Origin of the sequence: Amycolatopsis bartoniae, from assembly GCF_014191255.1 — a bacterium.
GTDB lineage: Bacteria > Actinomycetota > Actinomycetes > Mycobacteriales > Pseudonocardiaceae > Amycolatopsis_E > Amycolatopsis_E bartoniae.
On sequence record NZ_JACHWH010000013.1, the window covers coordinates 1 to 17,440 of the forward strand.

Consider the following 17,440-nt stretch of genomic DNA (forward strand, 5'->3'; position numbering starts at 1 on the left):
AACATCCACGTTCCGTTCGTGGTCGGCGCGGTCGCGGTCGTCCTGGGCATCGTCGCGCTCTCCACCGGGCACCGTCAGCTCAGTGCCGCGGACGGGCAGATGGCCGCGGGGGACGAGAGCGTCGAGCCCACCGAAGAGGAGATCGCGGGCGAGGTGGCCGACGAATTCGGCGGCGCCCCGGGCGCGATCGACGACGAGTTGCACCACGAGCACGCCCGGCACCGGACGCACCCGGCGTCCTGACGCGGGCTCTCCGGCCACGGCGTCGTCCGGCGGGCAGAACCGGCCGGACGGCGCCGTTTCCATGCGGGGGCAGACCGGGCTCAGCCCAGGAAGGGCAGATCGCGGTCGGCCGTTGCCAGGCGCTGCCGTAGCTCGTGCTTGCGCATCTTGCCGGTGGGGGTGCGGGGCAGCTCGTCGGTGAAACGGATGTCGCGGGGGACCTTGTAACCCGCCAGCTTCGTGCGGGCGAATGCCATGAGCTCGGCACCGGACGGCGGTCCTGCGGGATCCTCGGGCTGCACGACGGCGACGACGCGTTCGCCCATCTCGTCGTCGGGCAGGCCCAGGACGGCGACGTCCGCGACCGCCGGGTGCGTGAGGAGGACGTCTTCGATCTCGCGGGGATAGATGTTGACGCCGCCCGAGATGATCAGGTGGGTTCGCCGGTCGCTCAGGAAGAGGTAGCCGTCCTCGTCGAGGTAGCCGGCGTCGCCGACGGTGGCGGCGCCGCGCGCGTCGCGGATGGCAGCGGTCTTGCCGGGGTCGCCGTGGTAGGAGAACTCGCGTGCCCCGGCGAACCAGACCGTGCCGACCTCGCCGGCAGGCAGCTCGCGACCGTCGTCGTCGGTGATGAACGGCCGTCCCAACAGCGGTCTGCCGACGGAGCCCGGTTTGCGCAGCCACTCCTCGGAGGTGATGGAGGTGGCGCCGATGGCCTCCGTGCTGGAGTAGTACTCGAACAGGATCGGCCCCCACCACTCGATCATCGCGCGCTTCACCTCGACCGGGCAAGGCGCGGCGGCGTGCACGGCATGGCGAAGGCTCGACAGGTCGTACTTCTCGCGGACCTCGGCGGGGAGCTTCAGCAGGCGGGCGAACATGGTCGGCACCCATTGGCTGTGGGTGACGCGATGCCGCTCGATCGCCGCGAGCGCGAGCTCCGCGTCGAAGCGTTCGAGAACCACCACGGTGCCGCCGCTGCGGTGCGCGCTCAGGGACCAGCCGAGCGGGGCGGCGTGGTACAGCGGCGCGGGGGACAGGTAGACGTCGCCGGCGGTGAAGCCGAGCAGCTCGCGCAGCCAGCGGCCCGCGGTCTCGGGGTACGTGCCGATCGGGCCGCCGGGCAGGGGACGCTGGATGCCCTTGGGACGGCCCGTGGTTCCCGAGGAGTAGAGCATGAAGTCGCCTTCGGACTGGTCCGGGATGGGGCCGTCCGGTTGCGATGACGCTGCGGACTCGTAGTTCTCCCAGCCCTGGCTGGGGTTTCCGAGCATGAGCCGGCCTGCGGGCGCGGGCGCGGGATCGGCCAGCGCGGTGGTGGCCAGGTCCGCGAGCGTGTCGCTCGCGATGACGAGCTGAGCGCCGCTGTCACGGACGATGTACGTCGCTTCGTCCGGCGTCAGGTGCGTATTGACGCCGACGTAGTACAGCCCGGCGCGCTGGGCGCCCCACGCCAGCTCCAGGAACTCGGCGCGGTTCTCGACGAGGATCGCCACGCGGTCGCCCTGTGTCAGGCCGCGTTCCCGGAACAGGTGCGCGGCCTGGTTGGAACGGGCTTCCAGCTCGGCGTAGGTGACGACCGTGCCGGACGGCTCGGCGATGATGGCCGCCTGCGCCGGATCGGCGCCGGCGAACGGGGTCCCGGGCGTCACTGCTCGTGCCGTCATGCCGCCACGGTATCCCTATTCTTCGACGCGGATTGCCAGCGCGGGACACAAAGCCGCGGCCTCGCGGACCTCGCCGACGCGCTCGGCCGGCGGGTTTTCCTGCAGCAGCACGACGGTTCCGTCTTCGTCGTTCTGATCGAACACACCTGCCGCGGCCAGTACACACTGGCCCGAGCCGACGCACGCGTCCTGGTCGACGGTCACCTTCACTGGCTGCCTCCTCCGTGCGGAATAATAGGACACTATATACCTGGCGGCAAGAAGACGTTGCCGGACAAGGAGGTCGATGCCCGTGAACGGGACTGAGGCCGCGCGGCTGTCGCTGCGCGGAACGGTCGGAGCGACGATGATCGCGCACGGGGTCAAGCACGCGCGCTCGCTCAAGGGGACCGCCGGCTGGTTCTCGTCGATCGGGTTCCGGAAGCCGGAGCTCCAGGCGGCCGCAAGCGCCGCGGGCGCGATCGGCGCGGGCACTGCGCTGATCGCGGGCGCGGTGACGCCACTCGCCGGCGCGGCTGTCGTGGGGACGATGGCCGTCGCTGCGCGGTCCGTCCACGTCCGCAACGGGTTCTTCGTCACCAGCGAGGGCTACGAGTACGTGCTCGACCTCGCGGCGGCGTCGGTCGCGCTCGGCGCGCTGGTCCCGGGTGTTTCAGCGTCGATCGTGGCCTCGGACGGTTCCCGCGGTGGGCCGGGATTCGTGGTGCGCTGATCACGGCCGGGCTCGGACTCGGCGCGGCCGCGGCCCAGCTCGGCGCCTTCTGGCGTGATCCGGGCAGATCCGAGCGACCAGTCCGTCACTTGCTCAGCGCTTGTACGGTGCGCGACGGGCTGGGCCGGCCGAGCTCGCCGGCGAGCCAGTTGCTCGTCTCCACGAGCTTGCCGAGGTCCACTCCGGTGTGAATGCCGAGACCGTCGAGCTGCCACAACAGATCCTCGGTGGCGAGGTTGCCGGTCGCGGACCCGGCGAAGGGACAACCGCCCAGGCCACCGGCGGAGGCGTCGACCGTGGTGATGCCGTGGCGTAGCGCGATGAGCGTGTTCGCGAGTGCCTGGCCGTAGGTGTCGTGGAAGTGCACGGCCAGCTGGTCGGTGCGGATCTCGTGGTGGCGCAGCGCGTCCAGCAGCGCGACGACCCGGCCGGGGGTGGCGACGCCGATGGTGTCGCCGAGGCTCAATTCGGTACAGCCCAGTTCCAGCAGCCGGGCGGCCACCGGCACGACCTGCTCCGGTGCGACCTCGCCCTCCCACGGGTCGCCCCAGCACATCGACACGTAACCACGCACGGCCAGGCCCGCCTCGCGCGCCCGCGCCACGACGGGGGCGAACATCTCCAGCGACTCACCGACAGTGCGGTTCAGGTTCGCCTTGGCGAAGCTCTCGGTGGCCGAGGCGAAGACGGCGATCTCGGTGACGCCGAGGTCGAGCGCCCGTTCCAGGCCGCGCAGGTTCGGAACCAGTACGGGATACCGCACCCCGTCCCGGCGATCCAGGCGGCGCAGCACCTCCTCGGCGTCGGCGAGCTGCGGAACCCACTTCGGGTGCACCGTGCTCGTGGCCTCGATGATCGTGTGCCCCGCGTCGGCGAGCCGCTCGATCAGCTCGACCTTCACCGCCGTGGGGATCGATGTCTTCTCGTTCTGCAAGCCGTCGCGCGGACCGACCTCGCAAATCGTGACATGACTGGGGAGTTCCGCTAACGGAGTCGCGCCGTAGAAGTCCACGTTTTCATTATGAGACTGCTACTGTGTGCGGGACAGTCATGTGACCGAAGTCATCGCCGAATTCTCGAAGCGCTGGAGACAATACGATGTCCTCTCGACGTGGAATCGGAAAAGGATGGAAACGGCATGGCTCAGCTGGCTGGCAGGACGCTGCTCATCTCCGGCGGCAGTCGCGGAATCGGTGAGGCCATCGCCGTGCGCGCGGCCCGTGACGGCGCGAATGTCGCCCTCATCGCCAAGACCGCCGAACCGCATCCGGTGCTGCCGGGCACGATCTATACGGCGGCGGAGGCGATCGAAGCAGCGGGCGGGACGGCGCTCCCCATCGTCGGCGACATCCGCGACGACGCCACGGTCGCGGCCGCCGTCGAACAGACGGCGAAACGCTTCGGGGGCATCGACATCGTCGTCAACAACGCCAGCGCGATCGACCTGACGCCGACCGAGTCGGTGTCGATGAAGAAGTACGACCTGATGCAGGACATCAACGCCCGCGGCAGCTTCCTGCTGACGAAGCAGGCGATCCCGTACCTGAAGGAGTCGTCGCACGGCCGCGTGCTGACGCTTTCCCCGCCGATCCGGCTGGAGCCCGAGTGGTTCGCCGAGGGCCATCTCGCCTACACGATCGCGAAGTACTCGATGAGCCTCACGACCGTGGGCCTGGCCGTCGAGTTGAAGCCGTACGGCGTCGGGGTCAATTCGCTGTGGCCGCGGACGATGATCGCGACCGCCGCCGTGCGCAATGTCGTCGGTGCGGAATTGGTCGAGCGCAGCCGGAAGCCGGAGATCATGGCCGACGCGGCGTACGCCGTTCTCACCAAACCGGCCGACGTGACCGGCAATTTCTTCGTTGACCAGGACGTGCTCGCCGCGGAAGGCGTCACCGATTTCTCGAAATACCGGATCTCGGGCGCGGAAAACGAGCTCGAAGCCGATCTGTGGATGGATCCGATGAAGTGACCGGACGCCGGCCGGGGCGGCACGACCCGGCCGGCCGCCGCCGTGTGACGCCTCACGTCACAGGGAGTCGGCGATGGTCCGGAGGATCTTCGCCGTCCCGGCCGGGTCGGTGCACATCACCTGGTGGGGTGCGCCCTCGATGTCGATGACGGTCACCGGCCAGGGCAGGTTCGCGATCATCTGGTTCTGGGCCTGCGGTGCGAGTCCACGGTCTTCGCCGAGACGGACGTACCAGATGGGAACCTGGGGCAACCGCGCGGTGCGCATCGGCGCCCGGAGCGGTACGGAGGGCTCGGGAACGGACCGGTCGAGGACGGCCTTCCCGGTCTGCCCGTCTCCATTGAACAGTGCTTGTGTCATTCCTTCGCGGTTGTCGGGCCAGAACCCGCCGTCCGCGGCGAACAGTGTCTCCGCGTGCTGCCCGGCCAGCGACTCGGCCATGCTCTGCCCGTCCGCGGGGACGATCGAGGAGATGTAGACCAGCGCGGCGACCCGGTCGGGATGGGTCACGGCGAAGTCGGTGGCCGTGATCCCGCCGAGCGAGTGCGACACGATGATCGCGCGCTCGACCCCGGCCGCGTCGAGGGCGCCGCGCAGGTCGGCGACCCACTGGTCCAGTGTGATGGAGCCGAAGTTGGCGGGGTCGCCGTCACGGCCGGCGAGGTCGACGGTGACGGCGGGGCGGTCGAGTTCGGCTCGCAGGTCGTCCCAGACGAAGGCTGCCTGGCAGCCACCGTGGACCAGTGCGAAGGGCGGATGCGTCATTGCTTCTCCCATGTTGCGGTGGAACGTGGTTTCGCCGTCTCAGACCACCTCGATCAGCACGGCTCCCGCCTGGCCGCCGCCGGCGCACATCGCCGCGACCGCCAGCCCGCCACCGGCGCCGTGCAGCTGGTGCGCCAGCGTCGTGAGCATGCGCGCACCGGACGCGGCGACCGGATGCCCGAGACTGCACCCGCTGCCCCGGGTGTTGACCAGCTCGTCGTCGATGCCGAGCTCACGGCAGGCCACGATCGGCACCACCGCGAACGCCTCGTTGATCTCCCACAACGCGATGTCCGACACCGTGCGCCCGGTGCGCTCCAGCAGTTTGCGCACGGCGAGCGGCGTCCCGAGGCCGGTGCGGGCGGGGTCGATGCCGATGGACGCCCAGCCGCGGATGTAGGCGAGCGGCCGCAAATCGTGTTCCCGCAGCACGTTCTCGTTCACGATCGTCAACGCCGCCGCCGCGTCGTTGACCCCGCTGGAGTTGCCCGCGGTGATCGAGAACCCGGCGATCTCCGGGTGCAGCGGTTTGAGTGACGCGAGCTTTTCGAGCGTGGTGGTGCGGCGGGGGTGCTCGTCGGTGTCGAAGTGCACCTGGTGCCCGTCCTTGCGGACGTCGAGCGGCACGATCTCGTCCTTGAACGCGCCCGCGTCGATCGCCGCGATGGCGTGCTGGTGGCTGCGCAGCGCCCATTCGTCCTGTTCCTCGCGGCTGACGCCCGCCAGGTGCGCGGTGTTCCACCCGACGGTGATGGACATGTCGCGGTTCGGCGCCTCCGGTGAATCCGGGTGCGACGGCGAGAGCCAGTCCTCGGCGTATTCGTCCGTGCCCGGGATCCGCCAGCGCATCCCCGGCGCGGTCGAGCTGGACTGGACTCCGCCCGCGACGACGGCGTCGTCCATGCCGGCCAGCACGGACCCGGCCCCGATCGACACGGCCGCGAGCCCGCCGGCGCAGTGCCGGTTCACGGCCTGGCCGGCCGCCCCGGTGAGCCCGAGCGAAACGGCGGTGTGCCGGGCGATGTCGCCGCCACCGTAGCCGGACTCCGCGAGCACGACGTCGTCGATCTTTTCGGCGGGCAGGCCACTTCTGTGCACGGCCTCGGACACGGCCGCCTGGGCCAGGTCGTAGGCGCTGGTATCGGTGAGCGTGCCCTTGCGGGCGGTCCCGATGGGCGTCCGCACGGCGCTGACGATCACGGCTTCCGGCATGGGTTTCCCCTTCCTCGTTCGCTAAGTAGGATACTATTTATCGACGTTCTTATCCAGGGAGGCAACGTTGTCGGACGAGGTTCTCGTCGAACGCCGTGGCGCGGTCCAGCTGATCACGATCAACCGGCCGCACGCGAAGAACGCGCTCGACGCGGCGGTGGGCAAAGGGGTCGCGGCGGCTATCGACGAGCTGGACGCCACGGACGAACTGTTCGTCGGGGTACTCACCGGCACGGGAGGCAACTTCTCGTCGGGAATGGACCTGAAAGCCTTCCTGCGTGGGGAAAAACCGTCGATCGAGGGCCGCGGGCTGTGCGGGATCACGCAGACGCCCCCACGCAAGCCGCTGATCGGTGCGGTCGAGGGGTGGGCGCTGGCGGGCGGGTTCGAGCTGCTGCTCGCGTGCGACCTCGTCGTCGCGGCACGCACGGCGCGTTTCGGCGTGCCCGAGGTGAAGCGTTCACTCGTGGCCGGTGCGGGCGCGGCGGTGCACCTGTCGCGCCGGCTGCCGCTGGCGATCGCGCTCGAACTGCTGCTGACCGGCGAGCCGATCGGAGCCGAGCGTGCCGCCGAGATCGGACTGGTCAACCGGCTCACCGACGAGGGGGGCGCGCTGGACGGCGCACTCGAACTCGCCGGAACGATCGCGGCGAACGGTCCACTGGCCGTGGCCGCCACCAAGCAGATCGCCCGGTCCAGCGGTGACTGGACGCTCGAACAGGCGTGGCAACGACAGTCGGAGATCATCGCGCCGGTGTTCGCCTCCGAGGACGCGAAGGAGGGCGCGACCGCGTTCGCCGAGAAGCGTGCTCCGGTCTGGAAGAACCGCTGACACGCCGGTCTGCCGCCCCTTCGCGGAGGGGCGGCAGCCGGGGACTACTTGGGTCCGAAGCGCTGCGCCCCGTCGAGCCGGATGACCTCGCCGTTGAGGTAGTCGTTCTCCACGATGCTCGCGACCAGGTGGGCGTACTCCGCGGGCCGCCCCATCCGCTTGGGGAACGGCACGGCCTTGCCCCATTTCTCCTGGGCCTCCTGCTCGTCCATCCTGAACGCCGGGGTGAAGAACGTGCCGGGTGCGATGGTCATCACCCGGATCCCCAGCGGCGAGAGGTCGCGCGCGGCGACCAGCCCGATGCCCACCACGCCACTCTTGGCGGCGGCGTAGTCGATCTGCCCGATCTGGCCTTCGAAGGCCGCGATGCTCGCGGTGTTCACGACCACGCCCCGCGTGCCGGACTCGTTCGGCTCGCCGGTACCCATGCGTGCCGCGGCGAGCCGGAGCACGTTGAACGTGCCCGCCAGGTACACCTCGAGTGTCCGTTTGAAACCGGCGAAGTCGGCCGGCTTGCCCTCGCGGTTCACGACCCGCTGCCGTGAGCTGGGCGCGCCGTGCGCGTTCACGGCGATCCGCAGTGGGCCCAGTTCCGACGCGGCGTCGACCGCGGCCTGGACGCTGTCCTCGTCGGTCACATCCGTCACGGCGACCGCCACCGACGGCCCCAGCTCGTCGGCCAGTGCCTTCGCCTTCTGCTCGGCCAGGTCGGCGATCACCACCCTGGCGCCCGCGCCCGCGAGCCTGCGCACCGTGGCCTCACCCAGGCCGCCGGCGCCACCCGTGACGATCGCGGCGCTTCCTGCGATCTCCATGTGTTCTCCTCCAACAGCTTTCACCGGACCGTGCGGTCACGGCACTCACCGGCGTTCGACCGGAATCCTTTTGACGGTCGCGTAGGCTTCGTCGTTCACCCGCCACGCTTCGGCGAGCGCCCGGTTTGGTCAGCTCGTTGACCAGGCCCACCTCGTGCGCCCGCACCGCGTTGATCGGGTCGCCGGTGAGGGCGGCGAAGATCGCGTGCCGGATCTTGGGCAGCCCGAAGGACGCATCCCTCGCCGCCACGACGAGATCGCACGCGAGCGCCAGTTCCATGCCACCGCCGACCGCATGCCCCTCGATGGCGGTGAGGAGCGGCTTCTTTCGCTGCCGCCGCGTGACGCTGCCGAAGCCGTGTTCGTCGGACACCGGCCGGCGCGCACCCAGATCGGCCCCGGCACAGAAGGTTCCGCCCGCGCCGGTCAGCACTCCCGTGAGGAGGCCGGTCGAGGTCATCGTCAGTCCTGATCCGGCGGCGTGAGCTGGATCGTGGCCGCGAAGTCCTTGAGGTCGGCCAATGCCGTCCGCGAGCTGCGCCACGGGGCGACGACCACGCGGTCGACCCCGGCGGCGCCCCACGCGGCGAGATGGTCCTCGGTGGACACTTCGCCGCCCACGGTGATGTGGAAAGGCTCTTCCGAACGGCCCGCGGTGGCGCGCATCAACCGGAGCGTCTCGATCCGTCCCGCGGCGCTCGCGGGGGTGTGGCCACCGCGTCCCATCCAGCCGTCACCCAGCCGTGCCGCGCGCAGCAAGGCGGCAGACGACTCGCCGCCCACCAGAACGGGCGGGCCGCCGAGCTGGACCGGTTTCGGCTCGAAGCCCACTGCCGGAAAACGCCAGAACCGGCCCTCGTGCCGGACGGTTTCCTCGCGCCACAGCCTGCGGCAGACCTCGATCGCCTCGTCGAGGCGCGCACCCCGGTCCACGGCGGAGATCCCGGCCGCGTCCCACTCCGCGGTGAGCCAGCCCGCGCCGACGCCCAGCAGTGCGCGGCCGTCGCTGACCTGGTCGAGGGTGGCCAGCGCCCGCGCGGAGGCGAACGGGTGCCGCAGGCCCAGCAGGAACACGTAGGTGCCGAGGCGGACGTGCCGGGTGAGGCCCGCGAGGTAGTGGCAGTAGCCGACCGCGTCGTACAGCGGCGTGTCCGGCTTCATCCGCCAGGATTCCCCGCCGAGCCCCTCGGCCTGCCCGGCCGGGGCGACGAGGTGGTCGGACAGCAGGACCGCGCCGAACCCCAGCTCGTCGGCGAGGCACGCGGCGTCCCGCCAGACCCCGGGGTTCAGCCGGCCGAGCGTGATGGCCAGTTCGGGTTTCACAGGCACGGGTTGAGACCTCCGGCGACGGTGAGGACCTGGCCGGAGATGTTGCGGGCGTCCGGCCCCAGCAGGAACCGCACGGCCCCGGCGATGTCCTCGGGCGAGTTCGGGCGGCCCAGCGGGTTGCGAGTCGCCCACTCGGCCGCGGTGGGGAAGCCGGGCAGGTCCGCGGCGAAGGTGACCGTGCCGCCGGGCGCGATGACGTTCGCGGTGACGTCGTACGGGCCGACCTGGGTCGCGACCGAGCGGATGAAGGAGACGAGTGCCGCCTTCGCCGCCGCGTAGTGCGCGTGATCGGGCGATCCGGCCCAGCTGGTCGAGCCGATCGCGACGATCCGGCCACGTCGCCGCGCCATCATGTCGGGCAGCACCGCCTGCACGCAGTGGAAGATCGAGTCCGCGTTGACGGCCATGGTGCGTGCCCACTCGGCGGGCGTGATCGACCAGACGGGGTTCTTCACCGGGCCCTTGATGCCGCCCGCCACGTGGACCAGGCCGGCGACCGCTGCCCACTGTTCGTGGGCGGCCGCGGTCAACGCCTGCGCGCCCTCCACGGTGCTGATGTCGGCGGTCACGGTGGCGACCCGGGCGCCCGCCTCCCGCGCGTCCTTCGCGACAGGCAGGAGCGAGCCCTCGCGGCGGTCGTTGAGCACCAGGTCGTAGCCCTCGGCGGCGAGCGTGGCGGCAACGGCGCTGCCCATCAGGCCGCCCGCTCCCGTGATCACCACGCAGGGTCGTGCATCCATCTCGGATCTCCTATCGGCCGAGCAGGGCGAGGATCGCCTGCCGGTCGGCCTTCATCGCGGCGGTGCGCGGCAACGCGTCCACCACGGCCACCTGGGCCGGGACCTTGAACGGCTCCAGCCGCTCGCGCACCCAGCCGCGCAGGTCCTCGCCCGTGACCTTGTCCTTCGTGGACAGTTCGACGGCCGCGACGGGAACCTGGCCGAGGCGCGGGTCGTCCGCGGGCACCACGGCCGCGTCCCGCACGTCCGGATGCGTGCGCAGCGCGGCGGCGACCTCGTCGGGGTCGATCTTGAAGCCGCCGCGGTTGATGGCCCCGTCCACGCGGCCCTCGATCCACAGGAATCCGTCGTCGTCCACGCGCGCGAGATCGCTGGTGCGGACCCAGCCCTTGTCCTCGCGGCCGGCGGAGCGCACCTCCAGCACGCCCTGCTCGCCGTTCGGCACGGCCTCCCCGGTCTCCGGCGAGACGACCCGGACCTCGACCCCGGGGTGCACGCGACCGACCGCGCCGCGTTTGTCCGCCCCGTGTGCCTTGTGGTCCTTCAAGGTCCAGCTGGCGATGCCCTGGAACTCCGTGGCGCCGTAGGCGCGCAGCACCGGTACCCCGAACCGCGCCTCGAACTGTTCGGCGACCTCCGCCGGCAACGGCGCCGAGCCGGCGCGTACCGCCTTCAGCGAAGAAAGCCAGTCGGCCGGGACGTCCGAGTCGAGCAGCATCTTGACCGCGGCCGGGGGCAGCCCCGTGGTGACGACCTGGTTTTCGCGGACAGCCTTCGCCCACGGCACGGGTTCGAACCTGGGGAGGACGACGAGCCGCCTGCCCTGCGCGAGCGTGGTGCACACCGTCTGCAACGCGCTGGTGTGTGCCAGCGACAACATCTGGATGGTCACGCCGGACCGCAACGCGGCCCGCACGGGAGCACCGTCCTTGCTGTGGTGGCGTTCCACGGCATCGATCGACGCGGACAGTGCGGGGTAGCTCAGCTCGATCCGCTTCGGCGGCCCCGTCGTGCCGCTGGACTTCAGGCTCACCGCGACATCGCCGGTCAGCACGGCGAACCCGGGAGCCGGGCGGCGCCGCACCCCCAGCCGAGCGGCGCCGCCGCGGCTGACCGCGATGCCGACGAGCCCCGAGGACTCGATGGACTCACGCACTCCGGGGCGCAGCAGGTCTGTCTCGGTGGCGAGGACGGCTGCCGGGCGCTTCTCGGCGATCTCCTCGGCGAGCGCCTTGTCCGGCTGCAGGTCGTGGAGCGTGAACACGACCCGGTGCTCGGCCAGCAACGCCACGAAGACCTCGATGACCTCCGGACTGTTGCGGCAGATCACCCCGATCGCGGCCTCGGGCGGGATCTCGGCGAGCAGGTCGTGCAGGGTCCCGCGCAGCCGCGCGATGTCGCCCCAGGTGTCCCAGACCCCGTCGGCGCCCACTGCCGGGGTGTCGGCGCCGAGGGTGAGCAGTTCGCCGAACCGCTGTGTGATGTCCATGTTCACCGGAGGCCCTTCGTGGCGTCGAGTGCCGTGTCGATCAGCTGGGGGACGATCCACTCGAACTCGGCCTGGTGGGCGTTCCCGCCGTCCCCGCGCACGTGTTTGGCGTAGCCGCCTTCCAGGACGACGGCGAGCTTGAACAGCGCCAATGCCTGGTAGTAGCCGAGGTTCGCGACGTCCTCGCCGGAGGCGCGCGCGTAGCGTTCGACCACCTCGTCGCGCGTGGGCATGCCCGCACGCTGGGTGACCCACGAGCGGCCGGGCGGGACCGCTGCCGGTTGCTCGCCCGCGTGCGCCCACAGCCCGACGAACCAGCCAAGGTCCAGCATCGGGTCGCCGATCGTCGCCTGCTCCCAGTCGACCACCGCGGTCACCCCGCCGTTCTCGGCCAGCACGTTGGCGAAGGTGAAGTCACCGTGCATCAGCCCGGTCCGGTAGCGCGCCGGGCGGTGCTCTTCGAGCCAGCGGGCCAGCTCGTCCACGCCCGGCAGCGGCCGGATCCGGTACTGCTCCAGCTGACTGGTCCACCGGCCGACCTGGCGCTCCAGAAACCCGTCCGGGCGGCCGAAACCGCCGAGCCCGGCGGCTTCCCAGTCCACCGCGCCGATCGCGGCGAGCGTGTCGACCGTGCGAAGCGCCAGCTCACGCACCTCGGCCTCGGGCAGGGCGGGGGAGTCCCAGCGCAGGTTGAAGCCCGGCACGAGCTCCATGATCAGGAACGGCCCGCCCAGCGGGGACGACTCGTCACCGTGCAGCAGCGGCCGGGGGTGGGGGACCGCTGTGCCGGCGAGAGCGCGCAGCAGCCGCCACTCGCGTCCGACGTCGTGCGCGCTCTTGGACACCTTGCGCCGCGGCGGAATGCGCAGCACGAGCGGGCCGCGGTCGGTGTCGAGGCGGTACATGCGGTTGGACGCGCCGACGGAAATGGGGGTGATGGCCGTCAGCTCCACCGGCCCGTCCGGGTGTCCGGAAAGGACGGTTGCCAGATTGGCGGGATCGGTGGCGGGGTCGACCCGTTCGTCAACGCTCACCGAAATCCCAGCCCTCTCCGTTCTCGTACGAACGCAGGATGCGGGTGGCGACGCGCTGGACGTGCACTTCGTCCGGGCCGTCGACGACGCGGCCGAAGCGCGCCTCGCGGTACATCGCCTCCAGTGGCAGCAGGTTCGACATGCCCTCGGCGCCCCAGACCTGCATCGCGCGGTCGATCACGTTGTGCACGGTCTGTGCACAATGGACCTTCACCGAGCTGAGCTCGACCCGCGCCTGGTCTCCGGAGTCCAGCTTCGCCGCCGCGTCGAGCACGAGGAGCCTGCTGGCCTTGAGCTCCTGGTAGGAGTCGAAGACGAACTTCTGCACGAGCTGCTTGCGCGCCAGTGGTTCGCCCTTGAGCGTGCGGCTGTTGGCGCGCTCGCAGAGGTAGTCGAACGCGCGCTGCGCCGAGCCGAGCCAGCGCATGCAGTGGAAGATCCGGCCGGGGCCGAGGCGCTGCTGCGCGAGCTTGAACCCGTCACCGCGGCCGCCGATGATGTTCGCGGCGGGCACGCGCGCGTTGTCGAACTCGATCTCGAAGTGGCCGGACATCACGCCGCGCATGCCCATCACCTCGATGTCGCGCACGAGGTCGTAGCCGGGCGTGTCCCGCTCGACGAGGATCATGCTGAACGCCTCGTGCGCCGGGGCGTCGGGCTCGGTGCGGGCCATCACGATCGTCGCGGCGGAGCGGTCGGCGGCGCTGATGAACCACTTGCGCCCGGTGAGCACCCACTCGTCGTTCTCAAGGCGGGCGGTGGTGGTGAACTGGGTCGGGTCGGAGCTGGAGACGCCGGGTTCGGTCATCGCGAACGCGAGCCGCAGATCTCCCGCCACCGAAGGAAGAACCCACCGTTCGCGCTGCTCGTCGGTGGCCACCGGGTCGAGCATCAGCACGGTCTGCAGCGTCGTGGTGCCGAAGACCTGCGTCGCGGGCTCGGAGCGGCCGATGACCTCGTTGACGTACGCGTAGTCCAGCATGGACAGTCCGCCACCGCCGAGATGCCGGGGGTGGCCGAGCGCCCACAGCCCGTCGGACTTGGCCTTCTCCTCGAGCTCGCGCAGGACGTCGCGGCCCTGCTCGCCGCCGCCGAGCAGCGTCTGCTCGGCCGGGTACACGTGCGTTTCCAGGAAGTCGAGCACGCGCCGGCGTATCGGGCGCACCGATTCCGGGACTTCGAAGCTCATCGTCGATCCTTTCGCAGCCGGAGAGCCCGGTCAGACCTGCCACCGCGGAGGACGCCGCTCCGCGAACGCCCTCGGGCCCTCCTGGGCGTCGGGATGGTGGTCGGCGTGCGCGCGCAACAGGACGAAGCCGCGGCGCAGCGCCTCGTGGTGGGGGAGTGACAGCGACTCCAGAACCGCCTGCCTGCTGATCGCGATCGCCTCGGGGCTGCCCTCGGCGACCATCGCGGCCAGCTCGGCCGCGCGCTTGCGCAGGTCCGCCGCGGGGACGACCTCGGTGACCAGCCCGATCGCCTCGGCGCGCTCGGCCGTGATCCGCTCGCCCTTGCCGACCAGCACCATGCGCATGAGATGACCCAGCGGCACCGTGCGGGACAGCCCGATCGGCTCCAGCGCCGACACCTGGCCGACGTTGACGTGCGGGTCGAGGAACGTCGCCGAGTCCGCGGCGATCGCGAAGTCGCAGTCACTGACGAAATGCAGCCCCGCGCCCGCGCACACGCCGTTGACAGCGCAGATCGTCGGTTTGCGGATGCCGGCCTGGACCGGGGTGAAGTTGTTCTCGCGGTCGTAGTCGCTCGTGCGGTTGCGCGAGGTGTCGGCGACGGTCGAGACGTCGGCGCCCGAGCAGAACGCGCGGTCGCCGGCACCGGTCACCACGGCGACGCGCAGCTGCGGGTCCGCGTCGTAGGCGAGCCAGACCTGGTGCAGTTCCTGTTGCATGAGCGGCGAGAGCGCGTTCAACCGGTCGGGCCGGTTCAGCTCGACCGTCGCGACCGGACCGTCCACGGTGACGTCAAGGGTCTCCCACGGCCCCGTCACCGGGTGTTCGCCGGTCGTCATCACGCCTCGATCCGGCGCGGCTTGAACGAGGACCGCGGGAACGTGCCCGCCTCGACCGTCGACGCCGAGACTGGCACCCCGAGAACGCCGCTGACCGTGCTCTCGATCGTCTTCGCGTCCCGCTCGGATTCCACGCGCAGTTGCAGCGTGTCCGTTTCGCCGGGAGTCACCCGGAACTCCGGCGCGCCGAGCTCCTCCAGCGCCAGCTGCACGTCGATCGGCAGGATCTGCTTGCCGGCCACCACGGCCGCGTCCGCGCCGCGGCCCCAGAACGTGTAGCGCGGACCGGTCTCCCCGCAGGGGCACGGCTCCGTGCTGACGCTGACGATGTCTTCGAGGTCGTAGCGCAGCGCGAAGGCATCGAGTCCGAACGCCGACACGACAAGGTGCCCACGCTCGCCCGGCGCGACCTCGCGGCCGGTTTCCGGGTCGCACACCTGCACCACGTGGTGGCTCGGCGACACGTGCAGCCCGGTGTGGAACCGGCAGTCGCTGCTGGTGAAGCCGGGCAGCTCCGACGCGCCGCTGAGGTTGTGCAGCCGGACGCCGTACGCGTTCTCGATCCGCTTGCGCGGCACCTCGAACTGGCAGGAGGCCTCGCTCAGCAGCAGGATCGCGCCGTCCATGATCTCGGCCAGGTCGTAGCCCAGGTTCACCGCGACGCGGTCGTAGGTCTGCAGCTGCGAGCCGGTCAGCATGTACCCGGTGGGCTTGAGCAGCCGCCACAGCTCGATGTGGTCGGCGGCCACGTCGTCGGTGAACGGTGGGCCCGCGGGGATCTCGGTGATGTCCAGGTCGTAGTAGTCCCGTCCGCCCAGCACGGCCGACGGGTACAGGCCCGCGGGCCAGCTGTGCGCGAACCGGCCACCGGGGCGCAGTCCGATGCGCCACAGGTAGCGCAGCCGGGTCGCGAGCATCTCGTCGAGATCGTGCTTGGTGAAGAACGTGTAGAACGGCTTGCCGGTGGTGCCGGTGGACCGGCCGAGCCGGATCGCGTCCTCGAGCCCGACCGTGCGGTGCGTGCCCCACGGCGGGTTCGCCGCCTCGTCGGCGCGGAAGTCGTTCTTCGTCACGCGCGGGATGTCGTCGAGCGAAGGCACCTTTCCGGCACTCAGACCGGCCGACTCGTAACGCTGCTTGTAGAACTCGATCGGCTGCTGCCAGACCCGCTCCCACTCACGCGCGAGCCCTTCTTCGGCCAGCTTGGCCAGCTGCGGTTCGGGCACCGTCTGCGCGGCCTCGTCCCACAGTTCGCGCTCGGTCGTCGCCGTCGACGTCATGAATTTCCTTCCGTTTCGTGCTTCAGGCACCGCGTTGGATGTCCCGCCAGGGCAGCTTGTTGTCGGAGAACGGATCCTTGGGCAGGCCCAGTGTTCGTTCCGCGAGGTTGTTGCGGTGCACTTCGGAGGTCCCGCCCCCGATCGTGTCACCGCGGCTGCGCAGGTAGCCGAACACGATCCGCTCGGCCTCCGCGTCGCCGGGCTCCTGCGCCAGCCCCCGCTCGCCCAGCAGCCGCAGGAATGCCTGCTGCAGCCGCTGGTTGTGCTCCGAGGACATGATCTTGATGAGGCCGGGGTCGGTCGCCCGCCCGCCGAGAGCGCGGTTCCGCTTGTTCGTCACGCGGAGCACGGTGTTCTCGACGACCAGCTGCGCCACGGTGTCCGCGACGAGCGGGTCGTCGATCGGCCGGCGCCCGTCCTGCTCGCGGCAGGCCAGCTCCAGCAGTCGTTCGACCGACGAGCCGCTCGTGCGCTCGCGGACCCCGGAGCCGGCGCCCGACAGCATGCGGCGTTCGTGCGCGAGGACGGTGCGCGCGACCGGCCAGCCCTGACCGGGCTCGCCGATCCGGTTCTCGTCGGAGACCAGCGCCGCGTCGAGGAAGACCTCGTTGAACTCGGCCTCGCCATTGATCTTCCGCAGCGGCCGGACGAGCACGCCCTCCTGGTCCATCGGCAGCGCGAACGCCGTGATGCCCTGGTGTTTGGGGACGTCCGGATCGGTGCGCGCGAGGAGGATGCCCATCTGCGCCTCGTGGGCGAAGCTGCTCCAGATCTTCTGCCCGGTCACCCGCCAGCCGTTGGCCACGGGAACGGCGCGCGTGGACAGTCCCGCGAGGTCGGAACCGGCGCCGGGCTCGCTGAACAGCTGGCACCACGTGTCGGTGTTGTCGGCGATGCGAGGCAGCAGCCTGCGGCACTGCTCCGGGGTGCCCCACTCCATCAGCGTCGGCGCGGCGAGCGCGATCCCGACGACGTTAAGGACGGTGAGCCGGCAGGCGGCCAGTTCGGCCTGCACGACGCGCGCGAGCGTGTCGCCCACACCGAGGCCGCCGTACTCCACCGGCCAGGAAGGCACGACGAGTCCGGAGCGCCCGAGTACCGGATACCACTCCCGGTACTGCTCGGGCGTCCGGATCTCGTGCAGCCGGTTGAGGTCGCCGTCTCGTGCGGCCCGGAGCCATTCGCCGGGGACGTGCCGCTCGACCCAGTCCCGGACGGCGTCGAGCAACCGCGCTTCGTCACCGTCTTGTGCGGCGGCCGTCAGTTCGGGATCGGGCGGCACGGCGTCGGGGCTCGGATCTGGTTCGTGCATCACATCGCCCATTATTAGGATCCTAATTAG

Annotated in this window: 18 protein-coding genes and 1 pseudogene; 4 read left to right on the top strand and 15 right to left on the bottom strand. The window is 70.8% G+C overall.

Translation table 11 applies throughout. From position 1 onward, the window contains the following. Positions 1-243 (top strand): annotated as a pseudogene (locus FHX82_RS33315) (hypothetical protein); the annotation flags it as partial. Positions 244-323: 80 nt separating this feature from the next. On the opposite strand, the gene FHX82_RS33320 reads toward FHX82_RS33315, so the two are convergent. Both FHX82_RS33320 and FHX82_RS37475 read right to left on the bottom strand, forming a co-directional pair. Then, positions 324-1,889: an acyl-CoA synthetase gene (locus FHX82_RS33320; RefSeq protein WP_145936334.1), complete on the bottom strand. Its 1,566-nt coding sequence runs from the start codon at positions 1,887-1,889 to the stop codon at positions 324-326. 15 nt (positions 1,890-1,904) lie between these two features. Next, complete coding sequence (locus FHX82_RS37475) at positions 1,905-2,099, bottom strand: ferredoxin (protein ID WP_145936333.1); 195 nt, start codon at positions 2,097-2,099, stop codon at positions 1,905-1,907. 82 nt (positions 2,100-2,181) lie between these two features. Here FHX82_RS37475 and FHX82_RS37480 point away from each other — a divergent pair, with 82 nt between their 5' ends. Further along, a complete protein-coding gene (locus FHX82_RS37480) occupies positions 2,182-2,601 on the top strand; it encodes a DoxX family protein (RefSeq protein ID WP_229880277.1) in 420 nt (139 codons plus the stop codon). 85 nt (positions 2,602-2,686) lie between these two features. Here FHX82_RS37480 and FHX82_RS33335 read toward each other — a convergent pair whose 3' ends face one another. Further along, a complete protein-coding gene (locus FHX82_RS33335; protein ID WP_145936332.1) occupies positions 2,687-3,613 on the bottom strand; it encodes a hydroxymethylglutaryl-CoA lyase in 927 nt (308 codons plus the stop codon). 126 nt (positions 3,614-3,739) lie between these two features. On the opposite strand from FHX82_RS33335, the gene FHX82_RS33340 reads away from it, so the two are divergent. Continuing rightward, positions 3,740-4,573, top strand: a complete 834-nt coding sequence (locus FHX82_RS33340; RefSeq protein ID WP_145936373.1) for an SDR family oxidoreductase — start codon at positions 3,740-3,742, stop codon at positions 4,571-4,573. Positions 4,574-4,630: 57 nt separating this feature from the next. Here FHX82_RS33340 and FHX82_RS33345 read toward each other — a convergent pair whose 3' ends face one another. Further along, entirely contained in the window at positions 4,631-5,338 is a 708-nt protein-coding gene (locus FHX82_RS33345) for an alpha/beta fold hydrolase (RefSeq protein WP_183176990.1), read from the bottom strand. A gap of 39 nt (positions 5,339-5,377) precedes the next feature. After that, the gene (locus tag FHX82_RS33350; protein ID WP_145936330.1) at positions 5,378-6,550 is read right to left on the bottom strand and encodes a thiolase family protein; all 1,173 of its coding nucleotides are present in this window, start codon (positions 6,548-6,550) and stop codon (positions 5,378-5,380) included. Between the two features lie 67 nt (positions 6,551-6,617). Here FHX82_RS33350 and FHX82_RS33355 point away from each other — a divergent pair, with 67 nt between their 5' ends. Next, complete coding sequence (locus tag FHX82_RS33355; RefSeq protein ID WP_145936329.1) at positions 6,618-7,382, top strand: crotonase/enoyl-CoA hydratase family protein; 765 nt, start codon at positions 6,618-6,620, stop codon at positions 7,380-7,382. Positions 7,383-7,426: 44 nt separating this feature from the next. Here the strand turns inward: FHX82_RS33355 and FHX82_RS33360 are convergent, their stop codons facing one another. The 10 genes from FHX82_RS33360 to FHX82_RS33405 are packed head-to-tail and all read right to left on the bottom strand — an operon-like array spanning position 7,427 to position 17,422. Beyond that, positions 7,427-8,197 carry an SDR family NAD(P)-dependent oxidoreductase gene (locus tag FHX82_RS33360; protein ID WP_145936328.1) on the bottom strand — a complete coding sequence of 257 codons (771 nt, stop codon included), beginning with the start codon at positions 8,195-8,197 and terminating at the stop codon, positions 7,427-7,429. Continuing rightward, positions 8,142-8,657 carry an enoyl-CoA hydratase-related protein gene (locus FHX82_RS33365; RefSeq protein WP_145936327.1) on the bottom strand — a complete coding sequence of 172 codons (516 nt, stop codon included), beginning with the start codon at positions 8,655-8,657 and terminating at the stop codon, positions 8,142-8,144. The genes FHX82_RS33360 and FHX82_RS33365 overlap by 56 nt, the downstream gene beginning before the upstream one ends. A gap of 2 nt (positions 8,658-8,659) precedes the next feature. Further along, a complete protein-coding gene (locus FHX82_RS33370; RefSeq protein WP_221216891.1) occupies positions 8,660-9,526 on the bottom strand; it encodes a TIGR03619 family F420-dependent LLM class oxidoreductase in 867 nt (288 codons plus the stop codon). Further along, positions 9,517-10,266, bottom strand: coding sequence for an SDR family NAD(P)-dependent oxidoreductase (locus FHX82_RS33375; protein WP_145936326.1), 750 nt, complete (start codon positions 10,264-10,266; stop codon positions 9,517-9,519). The genes FHX82_RS33370 and FHX82_RS33375 overlap by 10 nt, the downstream gene beginning before the upstream one ends. Positions 10,267-10,276: 10 nt before the next feature. Next, positions 10,277-11,755, bottom strand: coding sequence for a class I adenylate-forming enzyme family protein (locus tag FHX82_RS33380; RefSeq protein ID WP_145936325.1), 1,479 nt, complete (start codon positions 11,753-11,755; stop codon positions 10,277-10,279). A 2-nt stretch (positions 11,756-11,757) separates the two neighbouring features. Beyond that, positions 11,758-12,789, bottom strand: coding sequence for a phosphotransferase family protein (locus tag FHX82_RS33385; protein WP_145936324.1), 1,032 nt, complete (start codon positions 12,787-12,789; stop codon positions 11,758-11,760). Then, positions 12,779-13,978 carry an acyl-CoA dehydrogenase family protein gene (locus FHX82_RS33390; protein ID WP_145936323.1) on the bottom strand — a complete coding sequence of 400 codons (1,200 nt, stop codon included), beginning with the start codon at positions 13,976-13,978 and terminating at the stop codon, positions 12,779-12,781. The genes FHX82_RS33385 and FHX82_RS33390 overlap by 11 nt, the downstream gene beginning before the upstream one ends. A 30-nt stretch (positions 13,979-14,008) precedes the next feature. Then, positions 14,009-14,818, bottom strand: a complete 810-nt coding sequence (locus tag FHX82_RS33395) for an enoyl-CoA hydratase/isomerase family protein (protein WP_145936322.1) — start codon at positions 14,816-14,818, stop codon at positions 14,009-14,011. Further along, positions 14,818-16,098, bottom strand: coding sequence for a phenylacetate--CoA ligase family protein (locus FHX82_RS33400; RefSeq protein ID WP_145936321.1), 1,281 nt, complete (start codon positions 16,096-16,098; stop codon positions 14,818-14,820). The genes FHX82_RS33395 and FHX82_RS33400 overlap by 1 nt, the downstream gene beginning before the upstream one ends. A 22-nt stretch (positions 16,099-16,120) precedes the next feature. Then, a complete protein-coding gene (locus tag FHX82_RS33405) occupies positions 16,121-17,422 on the bottom strand; it encodes an acyl-CoA dehydrogenase family protein (RefSeq protein ID WP_221216892.1) in 1,302 nt (433 codons plus the stop codon). Positions 17,423-17,440: the final 18 nt, after the last annotated feature.